Source organism: Pseudomonas sp. CFBP 13711 (genome assembly GCF_014842265.1).
GTDB lineage: Bacteria > Pseudomonadota > Gammaproteobacteria > Pseudomonadales > Pseudomonadaceae > Aquipseudomonas.
Genome location: NZ_JACYVI010000006.1, coordinates 172,700 through 185,652, shown reverse-complemented (window position 1 = coordinate 185,652; position 12,953 = coordinate 172,700). Strand labels below are relative to the sequence as shown.

The following is a 12,953-nucleotide window of genomic DNA, read 5'->3' as shown; positions in this document are numbered from 1 at the left end:
CGCTTTATCACCACAACAACTCGTCTTACTTGGCTTTGACGCCTTCGAACGAGATGATCAGATCCAGGGTGTCGGACTGTGGACCGAGGTCCATCATTTTGCCGAAATCAGAACGCTTGATCGAGGTTGTGCCCTCGAAGCCGGCACGGTAGCCGCCCCATGGATCCTTGCCTTCACCCAGGAAAGTGGTTTTGACGGTGACCGGCTTGGTCACGCCGTGCAGGGTCAGGTCGCCGATCACGTCAGCAGTGGTCTTGCCATCAGCATTCTTGCCGACGTTGGTGACCTTGGTGGAAACGAACTTGGCGTCAGGATAGGTCGCGACGTCGAGGAAGTCCTTGCTGCTGATGTGCTTGTCACGTTCAGCGTGGTTGGTGAAGACGCTGGCGGTCTTCAGGTCGATGCTGATCTTGCTGTCTTCAGGCTTGGCGGCGTCGAAGCTGAATGTGCCGGTCCAGTCCTTGAACGTACCGTAGATGAAGCTGTAGCCCAGGTGACTGATCTTGAAGTTGATGAAGGCGTGCTGGCCTTCCTTGTCGATCGTGTAATCAGCGGCCATGGCCTGGCCCGCTGTTAGCAGCGCGGTACCGAGGGCCAGTGCAGCCAGTGTCTTTTTCAACATACGTCTTCTTCCTTTTCAGTTGAATTGAGTATCAGGCCTTGCGGCCAAGCATACGTACAAGCGTGGCATCACGATCAACGAAGTGATGCTTCAAAGCGGCCAGCCCGTGGAGTCCAGCGAAAATCACCAGGGTCCAGGCCAGGTACAAGTGCACGGTGCCTGCGACGTCTGCCTGGTCGGGCAGTCCGCTGATCAATGCAGGCACTTCGAACAATCCAAACACCGGAATCCCGACACCGTCTGCGGTGGAAATCAGGTAACCGGCGAACATCACCAAAAACAGGTCCAGGTACAGAAACGCATGCCCCAATTTCGCAGCGGTTTTCACAAACCGGCTGTGGGTGGCAGGCGCTGCTGGCGGCGGGCTGACGAAGCGCCAGATCACCCGGATCAGCATGAACAGGAACAGCGTGATGCCGATGCTCTTGTGCAGGTCCGGGCCAGCCTTGCGCCACGTGTCGTAATAGCCCAGCCCCACCATCCACAACCCTAGCGCAAACATGCCAAACACCGTCAGCGCGACACCCCAATGCAAAACGATGCTGACCCAGCCATAGCGAGAAGAAGAGTTGCGTAGCTGCATGCTGAATATCCTGTGAGGGCCGAGGGAGAGACTAGCGCTTTACCTATCGAAAGAAAGCGCAAAATGTTGCTTTGAAGAATCAGGAAATCCGATTGAAATCTCCTGACATATTTTCGTCCGAATGAGATTAAGCCAGCGTTACGGTTCATCCAGGCGAAAAAAAGGCGCGGTATCAAGCCGCGCCTTTGTTTTCAGCCGTTACCGATCAGTTTTTGCTGTCGGTCGCGGGTGCTGCCGGAGCCGTTGCCGGAGCCGCCGGAGTGGCCGGTGCCGCCTTGTCACCTGTGGCCTTGGCCGGCGCTTTTTTCGCAGCGTCGGTTTTGGCAGGGGCTTTGTGGATGGCTGCCGGTTTGGCCGGGGCCTTTTTGACGGGCTCCTTCTTCGCCGGTTCTTTCTTGGCCGGTGCCTTTTTCGCAGGTTCCACAGCCGCAGGCTTGGCCGGCTCAACCACTGGAGCTGGCGGCGGCGTTACCGGGGCAGGCGCTGGAGCTGGGGCCGGAGCAGGTGCTGGCGCTTTCTCGGCCGGCTTAGGCTCAGGCTTGGAACCGCCGAACATGTTCGAGAAGAAGCCGCCAATGCCGCCGCTGCTTTCCTTGGCCGGTTCAGGGGCCTTCGGTGGCGGTGCTTTGACTGGTTCGTACGACTTGCCTTCAGACAGACCCTGCACTTGAGCGGCCGCGCGCTGACCCGAACGCAATGCGCCTTCCAGGGTGCCCGGGTACAAAGTGTCGGTGTGTTCGCCGGCAAAGGCCACGCGCTGCAGCGGTCGTTCCCACAAGCGCCAGTATTTGCTGATCTGGCCCGGGCCGAACGCCAGGTACGCGCCGCCGCTGGACGGGTCGATGCTGGAACGACGCAATTCATAGCCGGTGAACGCGCCGCGCGCCTGTGGATAGAACGCCTGCATGCGAATCAGCACTTGATCCACCAACTGCTTGTCGCCGAACGCCTGCATGATGCGCGCGTTGTCGCCGGACAGGTTGATCACGACGTTAGCGCCGCCCTTCAACGCAGGCTCGACCCACAACATGCCCAGGCCGGTGTTGCTGTAAATCTCGCCGGACATGCGCGCTTTGCTGTCCCAGACCGGGGTCTTGAACTTGAGCATGATCTGGTCATGCCAGCCGTAGTTGGTGCTCTTGATCGCGCCGAGACGCTGGGCGTCCAGCGCCGGGGTCATCTGAATCTTGCTCAGCGCGCGCAACGGCACGGCCAGGACCACGTACTCGGCTTCGTAGCCCAGCGAACCGACCTTGACGGTCACGCCGTCCTTGTCCTGATTGATCGCCGACACCGGCGAATTGGTCTTGATGACTTTCAGCTGTTTGACGAACTCCTCGGCCAACACCGCGCTGCCACCTGGCAGGCGAGCGGCGCGACGGTCGCGGTCGTCGACGTTGCGATTGACCCGCGTCTGCTGTGCGAGGTACAGCAGCGACAAACGCGAAGGTTCGTCGTAGCGCGTACGAATCTGCTGGTTGATCAGCTGGCGTGCGGTCGGTGGCAGGCTGAGACGGTCCAGCCAGTTGGCGACGGTGATCTGGTCCAGCGCAAACAGCGTGCTGTTGGCAGCCGGGTTGTCCGGGTCGGTGATCGAGCGGGCCAGGTCATCCACCGCCGCTTCGTAGCGCTTGATGGCTTCCGCGGTGGCCGGTTGTTTGGTCGCCAGGTCGGCGCCAGTGAAGTATTCGCCTTCGATCAGGTAGCTCGGGGTCCGCACGAATTCCGGCGCAGGCACCGCCTTGATCTTGAAGCGATCAATGTATTGATTCAGGACCGGCTGAGCCTTGGCGTTGCCGATCCATTCGCTGCCGGCCAGACCGGAGCGGCCGCCGACGTTGGGTTTGGCTTCCAGCAAGGTGACTTGCCAGCCTTTGCTCTGCAGCTCGTAAGCCGTTGTGAGTCCCGCCAGACCACCGCCGACGACGATCACCGTATGCGGTTTATCCACGGCAAGCGCTGAAGCGCTGACCAGCCCAACCATCACCAGCGCACAGGCGCGCAGCCAACCAGAAAGCATTCAGCGAACTCCGGAGAAAAACGGGGGGAATTGTCGGATTTTGTTGTCCGATTTTTCGAAGAGCGCGAAGGATACGCGAGCCGCGAAACGCCCGCCAGCAATGTCGGCGAGCCTGATTTTCGCGCGCGCGGCGACTGAAACAACGCGCTAAAGGTTGTTCCGCTGGCATGCATTGCATAGGCTTGCGCGATTGTTTGCCCTCGCGCCATGCGAGCCGATATGTGGAGAAGAGTAATGGGCCTTAACGACCAGTGGATGCAGCGCGACCTGAAGGTCCTTTGGCACCCCTGCACCCAGATGAAAGACCACGAAAAACTGCCGCTGATTCCGATCAAGCGTGGTGAAGGGGTCTGGCTGGAGGACTTCGAAGGCAAGCGCTACCTCGACGCGGTCAGCTCGTGGTGGGTCAACGTATTCGGCCACGCCAACCCGCGCATCAATCAGCGCATCAAGGACCAGGTCGATCAGCTGGAGCACGTGATCCTGGCGGGTTTCAGTCATCAGCCGGTCATCGAGCTGTCCGAGCGGCTTGTGGCGATGACGCCCGAAGGCCTGACGCGCTGCTTCTACGCCGACAACGGTTCGTCCTGCATCGAAGTCGCGCTGAAGATGAGCTTTCATTACTGGCTCAATCGCGGCAAGCCGGACAAGAAACGCTTCGTCACCCTGACCAACAGCTACCACGGCGAAACCATGGCGGCGATGGCGGTCGGCGACGTGCCGCTGTTCACCGAGACCTACAAAGCGCTGCTGATGGACACCATCAAGGTGCCGAGCCCGGACTGCTACCACCGGCCTGAAGGCGTGAGCTGGGAAGAGCACACCCGCACGATGTTCGCGGTGATGGAGCAGACCCTGGCCGAGCATCACGACGGCGTTGCGGCGGTGATCATCGAGCCGCTGATTCAAGGCGCCGGCGGCATGCGCATGTACGACCCGATTTACCTCAAGCTGCTGCGCGAGGCCTGCGACCGGTATGGCGTGCACTTGATTCATGACGAGATCGCGGTGGGCTTTGGTCGTACCGGGACCATGTTTGCCTGCGAGCAAGCCGGCATCCGCCCGGATTTCCTGTGCTTGTCCAAGGCACTGACTGGCGGTTATCTGCCGCTGGCGGCCTGCATCACCACCGATGACGTGTACGACGCGTTTTACGACGACTACCCGACCCTGCGCGCTTTCCTGCACTCCCACAGTTACACCGGCAACCCGTTGGCCTGCGCGGCGGCGTTGGCGACGCTGGATATTTTCGAGCAGGACAACGTCATCGAAAACAACAAGGCGCTGGCCCAGCGGATGAAGACTGCGACGGCGCATCTGGTCGATCACCCGAATGTCGCCGAAGTGCGGCAGACCGGCATGGCGATTGCCATCGAGATGGTGCAGGACAAGGCCAGCAAAACGCCGTATCCGTGGCAGGAGCGGCGCGGGCTGAAGGTGTTCGAGCACGCGCTGACCCGAGGTGCTTTGCTGCGTCCGCTGGGCAGCGTGGTGTACTTCCTGCCGCCCTACGTGATTACGCCAGAGCAGATCGACTTCCTGGCCGACGTGGCGACCGAGGGGATCGACATCGCGACGCGCAGCAGCGTGAGTGTGGCGGTGAGAGAGAACTTCCATCCGGATTTTCGTGATCCGGGCTAGCAGGCCATTACACCCATTTTCCAGGTGCTGCATTCAACACAATCTTTAGAGACACAACCATGAGACTGTCCCGCTTTTTCGTCGATGCAACCCTCAGCATCGGTGAGCACGAACTGCCAGAGGCCCAGGCCCATTACATCAGCCGCGTGTTGCGCATGTCCGAAGGTGACGCGGTGCAGCTGTTCGATGGCTCGGGCAATGAGTTCCGCGCCACGCTGGCGGAAGTCGGCAAAAAGCAGGTGCGGGTGCAGGTCACAGAAAGCTTCGCCGGCCAGCCGGAGTCGCCGTTGCACATCCATCTCGGCCAGGGTCTCTCCCGGGGTGAGCGGATGGACTGGGCGATTCAGAAAGCCACCGAGCTGGGCGTGACGCAGATTACCCCGATCATCAGCGAGCGCTGCGAAGTGCGTTTGAAAGACGAGCGTGCAGAAAAGCGTCAGGCGCACTGGCAGCAGATCGCGATCAGCGCCTGCGAACAGTGCGGTCGCTCGGTGGTGCCGGTGATTCATGCACCTGTGACCCTGACCGACTGGCTCAAGCAGACTGAAGCGGACTTGAAACTGGTGCTGCACCCCGTGGCCGAGCCGCTGAACAGTCACGAAAAGCCCGGCAGTCTGGCGTTTGTGATCGGCCCTGAAGGCGGGCTGAACGATGCTGAAGTGACCCAGGCGCAAGACGCCGGTTTCCACGCCGCCCGCCTCGGCCCCCGCGTGCTGCGCACCGAAACCGCGCCAGTGGTTGCGCTGAGCATCGCACAGCAGTTGTGGGGTGATTTGTAGGACCGGCTTCAGCCGGGAAAGCGTCAGGCGTCACGCCGCGAGATTGATGGCGCACACACCGACCTCTTCCCTTGTAGGACCGGCTTTAGCCGGGAAAGCGTCAGGTCTCACGGCGCAGGATTTTTGGCGCACACACGGGCCTCTTCCCGGCTGAAGCCGGTCCTACAGGGGTCGCGTACATCCGCCAAAGATTTAGCGGATGTGAGTGCCTGTTCGCGAGCAAGCTCGGCTCCCACAGGAATGGTGTGAGTCAGCTCATATTGCGGGGGCTTTGATACCCGACGCGTATCACCGTCATCACTCCGGTAACTCCGACTCTCTGCGCCGGGCTTTCGCAGGTTCCGGGCGGGCGCAGGGCAGAAATTCTCCGCGCCCCGGTTTACCCAACGGGCTGCCGTCCCACACCCGTTCACCTCTGGCGAAGGTCATCGCCGGCCATGCACTCAAGCGCATACCCTCGTACGGGGTGTAATCGACGTTGTGGTGCAGCATTTCGTTGGTCAGCTCGATGTCCAGGTCCTCATCCCAGATCACCAGATCCGCGTCCGACCCAATGGCGATGCTGCCCTTGCGCGGATACAGACCGTACAACCGCGCCGCGTTAGTCGCCGTCAGCGCGACAAATGCCTGCGGCGTGATTCGCCCCTTGCGCACGCCTTCCGACCAGAGCAGCGCCATGCGTGTCTCGACGCCCGGAATGCCGTTGGCCACTTCGGAAAACGGCGCCGCCTCGCCGTGGGCACGTTTGCCGTCCGGGCCGCCGTAGCGAAACGGCGCGTGATCCGACGAGAACACTTCAAACGAGCCATTCTGCAGGCCGTCCCAGACCACTTGCTGATTGCCGGCGTCTCTCGGCGGCGGGCTGCAGATGCATTTGGCGCCTTCAAAGCTGTCATCGCAGCCCAGTGAATCTGCGGTGAGAAACAGATACTGCGGACAGGTCTCGCCGTAGACCTTCAAGCCGTGGCTCTGCGCCCAGCGAATCTGTTCAATGGCCTCGCGCCCCGAAACATGGACGATGAGAATCGGCACATCCACCAACTCGGCCAGCGCAATGGCCCGGTGCGTGGCCTCGCGCTCCACCAGCATTGGCCGCGACGTGGCGTGATAACGCGGCGCGCTGTGGCCGGCGGCGAGCAGGCGCTCGGTCAGCCAGGCGATGCAGTCGCTGTTTTCGGCGTGCAGCATCATCATCGCGCCTTCGGCCCGCGCCACCGACAGGGTTTCCAGAATCTCGCGGTCGTTGAGTTTCAGGGCGTCGTAGGTCATGTAGATCTTGAACGAGGTGTAGCCCTCGGCAATCAGCTCGGGCAGCTCGTGGCGCAACACGTCGTCGGTGGGGTCGGTGACGATGAGGTGAAACGCATAGTCGATCAGCGCCCGACCGTCCGCGCGCCGATGGTAGTCCTCCACCGCCGCCCGCAGGGTTTGTCCCTTCTGCTGGCAGGCAAAGGGAATCACCGTTGTCGTCCCGCCACACGCGGCTGAACGGGTGCCGCTTTCGAAATCATCGGCCATGACCGAACCGTCGCCGGTCGGCTGATCCAGATGCACATGGCTGTCGATCCCGCCCGGCGTCACAGTTCGCCCCCGCGCATCGACTTCCTCTGCGGTACCTTGCAGGCCCAGGCCCAGCGCGACAATTCGGCCGTCGCGCACGCCGATGTCGCACAGGAAACCGTCCGCCGCCGTCACCACATTGGCGTTGCGGATGATCAGATCAAAAACCTGCATGTCGTTCACTCCGTCAGGCGCGGGTCAGCCAGGCCTTGGCGATCTCTTCGCGGGTGGTGAACCAGACGCCTTCGCGGGCCTGGGCGTACTCGATGAAATGCTTGATCGCGCGGACCCGGCCTGGACGTCCGACCATGCGTGGGTGCAGCCCGATGGACATCATTCGCAAGCCGTCGGCGGATTCTTCGTACAGCACATCGAAGCTTTCCTTCATGTACTCGAGGAAATCGGACGCCTGGGACAAGCCCGGGGAGTTCCAGTAACGGAAGTCGTTGACGTCGCTGGTGTACGGCACCACCAGATGCTGCTTGCCCTCGACGTCGACGAAATACGGCACGTCATCGTTGTAGGCGTCCGAGTCATAGAGAAAACCGCCCTCTTCTGCCACCAGCCGCCGCGTATGAACGCTGGCGCCATAGCGGCAATACCAGCCCACCGGACGCTTGCCACACGTGCGCTCGAACGACTCGATCGCCAGACGAATGTGCTCGCGCTCCTCGGCTTCGGTCAGGCGGAACACTTCTTCCCAGCGATAGCCGTGGCTGCAGATTTCATGGCCCAGCTCGACCGCCGCTTTGGCGACATCCGGGTTCTGCTCGAAGGCCACTGCGCAGGCATGAAAGGTCGCCGGGACGTTGGCCTGTTGCAGGATGTCGAGGATGCGCCAGATGCCGACGCGGGCGCCGTACTCGTACATCGATTCCATCGCCAGATTGCGTACGCCGTCGGGAAACTGATAGCTGCCCCATTCGGTCATGCTCTCCTGGTCAGGATCGCCCATGGCCAGGGAACGCTCCGAGCCTTCTTCGTAATTGATGACAAAGTTGACGGCCAGCCGCGCACCGTTGGGCCAGGTGCCCTGGGGGCGCTGCCGGCCGTAGCCGACCAGATCTCGAATGGGTGATGCCATAAAAGCCTACTCCTGCAACGTTCGAACAGTCGGCAGACCGCCAAGCCATGGCTCAGCAGTCGATGGTTTTCAGTGCATCGTGGTCGGGACCATCAAGGTTCTGACCGGTGCGAAAGGCCAGGCCCATGGCCAGGGTCTGCGCGATGCAGAAGGCGGCGGTGAGCGAGCGAAAGCCCAGCAGCTCGGCGTCGTTGACCTCGATCATCACCGACGCGGTTTGTCCGATGGGGCTGAGAATGCTGTCAGTGATCGCCACGATGGGTGTCCCCGCCGCGACGGCTTGCTCGCAGGCGTCGATGGTTTCCTGCGCGTACGGCGGAAAACTCACCGCCACCAGCACGTCATCGCCGTGCAGCGCGCCGACCTGCTCGCGCAAACTGCCGCCCAGACCGCTGATGTGTACGGCACGACGACCGACGCGGCTGAGCGCGTAGCTCAGGTAGGACGCCATGGGAAACGAACGGCGCATGCCGACCACGAAGGTGGTGCGCGCCTGTTCCAACAGCTCGATGGCGCGCTCGATGGCCTCGACTTGCTCGCCTTCGGCCAAGTGCTCCAGCGACACAATATTCGCGCGGCTGAACGCCGAGAGCATGGCGCCCACATCGGTGGGATCGTCGAGCAACTGCTCGCCGCGATAGTGCCGGATGCGCTCTTTGAAACTGCCCTGCCCGGCCTGCTGCAACGGCTGCTTGAACAAGCGCTGCAGATCGCTGAACCCGCCAAAGCCCAGCGCTTGCGCCAACCGAATGAACGCCGACGACGGGATGCCGGAGATTTTCGCCAGCGCCGCGACCGTGTTCAGCGCCACGTCGTGGGGATGCTCGTTCAGGTAATGCGCCGCATCACGCTGCCGCGCGGTCAGGCGTTCCTGATGTTCGACGATGGCGGCACGCAGCTCGGCCAGAGTTTGGGGTACAGGCATAAAAAGGCTCGATAGAAATCAGGAGGGACGCAGTTCTGTGATTGCCTGGGCCAGGTGCTCCACCAGACGATTCAGCTCATCGACGCTGTTGTAGTGCGCGATCGACACGCGGACCACGCCGCCGTAAGGGGTCAGGCCCAACTGTTCGATCAGGCGGCGCGCATAGAAGTCACCAAAGCGGATGCCCATGCGGTGATTATCCACGCGGCGCACGATGGCTTCCGACTGAACGCCCTCCACCACGAAGCTGATGGTCGGCACGCGATCGCCGTCGGTCACACGGGATTTTCCGATAATTCGTACACCCGGTGTCTCCCGCAGAAACGCCAGCAGTGTCTCGGCCAGCAGGTCTTCCTGCACTTCAAAGGCATCGAAGGCGGCCTGCATCAATTGACGTTCGCTGCCGCTGGCGCCGAGGCGTCGGCCGATGTCGATCAGGTAATCGCTGATGCCGATGCAGCCGTAGGACAGCTCGTAGTTCAAGTTGCCGGGCTGCAGCTTGTAGGGAATGACTTCCTGACCGATGAAAAAGTGGTTCAGGCTCGGCAGTTCCAGCAGTGCTTCCCGCTTGCCCCACAGCACAGCGAAGTGCGGGCCGAAGGTCTTGTAGAAACTGAACACGTAATAATCGGCGCCGCTGGCCTGCACATCGACCAGCCGATGGGGCGCGTAGGCCACGGCATCGACGCACAACTTGCCACCCACCGCGTGCACCCGGCGCGCAACCTCGGCGACCGGGTTGACGCTGCCGAGGATGTTCGACGCATGGGTCATGGCCAGGTAGCGGGTCTTGTCGCAAAGCAGCGCATCCAGATCAGCCAGTTCCAGGTCCATGCTCTGCGCATTGACCGCCCAGACGCGCAACGTCGCGCCGCGTTCTTCGCACAGCCGCACCCAAGGTCCGATGTTGGCCTCGTGGTCGCAGTTGGTGACGATGATCTCGTCCCCGGCCTGGATCGACGGCGCGATAGCGCGGCAGAGGATTTGCAGCAAATGGGTGGTCGAGCCGCCCATCACGCACTCTTCCGGGTAGCGCGCGTTGATCAGTTGCGCGACCGATTCCCGCGCCTGCATGACCCGCGCGCCAGCGTCCACCGACTCACTGTAGGACGCGCCCAGTTGCACGGCGCTGTTGAGCAAGTAATCGGTGATGCGCTCGGCGACCGGCTTGAGCACGGCCGAGCCGCCGGCGTTGTCCAGGTAGGCGTAGCCGCTGGCGAGGGCGGGAAACTGGCTGCGTACGTAATCGATGTCCAAGGCATTCAAGGGATGAGCTCCAGAGTCTGATCAGTGATGCAGGATGGCCTGCAAAAACGCGCGGGTTCTCGGCTCTTGCGGGGCCGTGAAGAAATCGTGCGGGTTGTTCTGTTCGATGATTCGGCCGTTCTCCATGAAGATCACCCGGTCGGCGACCTTGCGCGCAAAGCCCATTTCATGGGTCACGACGACCATGGTCACGCCGGAGCGGGCGAGGTTCTGCATGACGTCAAGCACTTCGCCGACCATCTCCGGGTCGAGCGCCGAAGTGGGCTCGTCAAACAGAATCACCCGTGGCTCCATCGCCATGGTTCGGGCGATGGCCACGCGTTGCTGCTGGCCGCCGGACAACTGGCTCGGGTATTTCGCCGCGTGGGCGCCCATGCCGACTTTCTCCAGCAGCAGGCGCGCGCGTTCGTTGGCGTCACGGCGAGACATGCCGCGCACCCGCACCGGCGCCAGCGCCACGTTGGCGAGCACGGTGAGGTGCGGGTACAAATTGAAATTCTGAAATACCATGCCGACTTCGCAACGGATGCCGGCCAGCTTCGGGCCGGTTTCAACGCGTTGGCTGCCGACGCGGATGTCGCCCTGCTGATATTCCTCCAGCAGATTGATGCAGCGGATCAGTGTCGATTTCCCTGAGCCTGAAGGCCCGAGGATGACCACCACTTCGCCTTGATCGACGGTCAGGTTGATGTCGGTCAGCGCCTGGAATGGCCCGTAGAATTTCGCCACGCCTTCCATTTCGATGACGGTGCTCATGCGCTTTTCCTCCCGGCGCCGTTACGCCGCTCGATCCAGCTCACCAATTGCACCAACGGCAGAAGCAGCAACAGGTACATGACCGCCGCGCCCACCAGGGGTGTCGGGTTGGCTGCCAGGGCCTGGGCCTGTGTGGCTTGTTTCAGGAGGTCAGGCATCGCCACGACCGACGCCAGCGCGGTGTCTTTCATGACGTTGATGCAGTTGCTGGTCATCGGCGGCATGACGATGCGCATGGCCTGGGGCAGGATGATGTCGCGCATGGTGTTGAAAAAGCTCATGCCCTGGGACGCAGAGGCTTCGAACTGCCCGCGGGGAATGGCTTCGATGCCAGAGCGGAAGATCTCCGCCGAATACGCGCAGGACACCAGCGACAGCGCCGCCGTGGCCGCCGCGAACGACGACAGGCGAATGCCCACGAACGGCAGCGCGTAATAGATCAGCACCAACAGCACCAGCAATGGAATCGAGCGCAGCACGTCGATGTACACCCGCGCCAGAAGCCGCACCGGCGCGTACCCGTACAACCGCAGCATCGCCAGCACCAGCCCGCCCACCAGGCCGAGAATGATGCTGACCACGCCAAGCATCACGGTCACGCCCAGGCCGCGGAGCATCAGTGGCAGCGCGTCAACGAACACGCTCCAGTTGAAGAACGTTTCTAACAACTCCATTGCGATTCCTTGGTGGCGAGCAGTGACGGGCGCGGGCGTGAGCGATCAGGGATTACTTGAGCACATCAACGACTTTGACGGTGCTGGACTCCGGATCAGCGTCGGCACCGAACCACTTCTTGTGCAGGTCGGCGATCACGCCTTCTTTCTTCATCGTGGTGATAATGTCGTTGACCTGACCGGCCGATGCCCAGCCCTTGGCGTGCATCAACGAGTACTTCTCACCGGTAGGAATTTTCGCGACGACTTTGTATTGCGGCATGTCCTTGATGTAGTACAGGACCGCCGGGATATCGCTGATGTAGCCGTCCATGCGGCCGGACGCGAGATCGAGCATCGCAGGCGACAGCCCTTCGTAGCGTGAGACTTCCTTGAACTTGTATTCGGCCTGATGGGCGTTGACCCACATGTCGCCGGTGGAGCCGGTGTCGACGCCGACCACCTTGCCGTCCATGTCTTTCAGGCCGTTGATGCCGGATTTGGCGAGCACCGACAGGGATTGGTCGCTGTCGTAATACGGCTGGGCAAAGCCAACGGATTCAAGGCGCTTGGGGGTGATGGTGATCGATGAAATGGCGATGTCAGCCCTTTTGGATTGCACGGCGCTGAACAGGCCGTTGAACGGGATGTTGACGAATTCCACGGTCTTGCCGGCGCGTTTGGCGACTTCTTTCACCACGTCGACTTCAAAGCCGACGATCTCGCCTTTGGCGTTCTGAAACTCCCACGGTACGTTGCCTACGTTGGCGCCGACGGTCCAGTCAGCGGCCCAGGTGGATGCGGAAAAGGCGGTTGCCACGGCCATGCTCAAGAGTACTTTCACATTCATGTCTTGCTCCCCGATTGATCAGTCAGTTCAAGAAGGCCGCCTTACCACAGAGGGGGCGTTTCGAGGATCAGACTAGGATGACGAATCAAATAATTCAACAAATAAAATAAATGAATTAAATGCTTCAATCGGGTGCGAAAGTTATCCGCATTGGTGCAGAGCGGAAAGCGCGCAAGGCTGTGGGGTGTACAGAAAATGATCAGTGATGTGAAAG

Annotated in this window: 12 protein-coding genes; 2 read left to right on the top strand and 10 right to left on the bottom strand. The window is 61.4% G+C overall.

Annotated elements, in window-relative coordinates; genetic code table 11:
- Positions 1-25: 25 nt before the first annotated feature.
- From IFT47_RS13610 to IFT47_RS13600, 3 genes are all read right to left on the bottom strand, one after another.
- Positions 26-622 carry a YceI family protein gene (locus tag IFT47_RS13610; protein ID WP_192173215.1) on the bottom strand — a complete coding sequence of 199 codons (597 nt, stop codon included), beginning with the start codon at positions 620-622 and terminating at the stop codon, positions 26-28.
- A 31-nt stretch (positions 623-653) separates the two neighbouring features.
- Entirely contained in the window at positions 654-1,205 is a 552-nt protein-coding gene (locus IFT47_RS13605) for a cytochrome b (RefSeq protein WP_065991217.1), read from the bottom strand.
- A 205-nt stretch (positions 1,206-1,410) separates the two neighbouring features.
- On the bottom strand, positions 1,411-3,225 hold the full coding sequence (locus IFT47_RS13600) for an FAD-dependent oxidoreductase (protein WP_192173216.1): 1,815 nt from the start codon (positions 3,223-3,225) through the stop codon (positions 1,411-1,413).
- Between the two features lie 234 nt (positions 3,226-3,459).
- Here IFT47_RS13600 and IFT47_RS13595 point away from each other — a divergent pair, with 234 nt between their 5' ends.
- Together IFT47_RS13595 and IFT47_RS13590 are read left to right on the top strand one after the other, a co-directional pair.
- Positions 3,460-4,866, top strand: coding sequence for an adenosylmethionine--8-amino-7-oxononanoate transaminase (locus tag IFT47_RS13595; RefSeq protein ID WP_192173217.1), 1,407 nt, complete (start codon positions 3,460-3,462; stop codon positions 4,864-4,866).
- A 59-nt stretch (positions 4,867-4,925) separates the two neighbouring features.
- Positions 4,926-5,645, top strand: coding sequence for a 16S rRNA (uracil(1498)-N(3))-methyltransferase (locus tag IFT47_RS13590; protein ID WP_192173218.1), 720 nt, complete (start codon positions 4,926-4,928; stop codon positions 5,643-5,645).
- Between the two features lie 297 nt (positions 5,646-5,942).
- Here the strand turns inward: IFT47_RS13590 and hydA are convergent, their stop codons facing one another.
- The 7 genes from hydA to IFT47_RS13555 are packed head-to-tail and all read right to left on the bottom strand — an operon-like array spanning position 5,943 to position 12,739.
- Positions 5,943-7,379 carry a dihydropyrimidinase gene (hydA, locus tag IFT47_RS13585; RefSeq protein ID WP_192173219.1) on the bottom strand — a complete coding sequence of 479 codons (1,437 nt, stop codon included), beginning with the start codon at positions 7,377-7,379 and terminating at the stop codon, positions 5,943-5,945.
- Between the two features lie 13 nt (positions 7,380-7,392).
- Positions 7,393-8,289: an allantoinase PuuE gene (locus IFT47_RS13580; RefSeq protein WP_065991211.1), complete on the bottom strand. Its 897-nt coding sequence runs from the start codon at positions 8,287-8,289 to the stop codon at positions 7,393-7,395.
- 52 nt (positions 8,290-8,341) lie between these two features.
- A complete protein-coding gene (locus IFT47_RS13575; protein WP_192173220.1) occupies positions 8,342-9,214 on the bottom strand; it encodes a MurR/RpiR family transcriptional regulator in 873 nt (290 codons plus the stop codon).
- A gap of 18 nt (positions 9,215-9,232) precedes the next feature.
- Positions 9,233-10,480 (bottom strand): cysteine desulfurase-like protein, encoded by a 1,248-nt coding sequence (locus IFT47_RS13570; protein WP_192173221.1) that lies wholly within the window; start codon positions 10,478-10,480, stop codon positions 9,233-9,235.
- Between the two features lie 21 nt (positions 10,481-10,501).
- Entirely contained in the window at positions 10,502-11,236 is a 735-nt protein-coding gene (locus IFT47_RS13565; protein WP_037018914.1) for an amino acid ABC transporter ATP-binding protein, read from the bottom strand.
- A complete protein-coding gene (locus IFT47_RS13560) occupies positions 11,233-11,910 on the bottom strand; it encodes an amino acid ABC transporter permease (protein WP_192173222.1) in 678 nt (225 codons plus the stop codon). The genes IFT47_RS13565 and IFT47_RS13560 overlap by 4 nt, the downstream gene beginning before the upstream one ends.
- Before the next feature lie 52 nt (positions 11,911-11,962).
- On the bottom strand, positions 11,963-12,739 hold the full coding sequence (locus tag IFT47_RS13555) for a transporter substrate-binding domain-containing protein (protein WP_192173223.1): 777 nt from the start codon (positions 12,737-12,739) through the stop codon (positions 11,963-11,965).
- Positions 12,740-12,953: the final 214 nt, after the last annotated feature.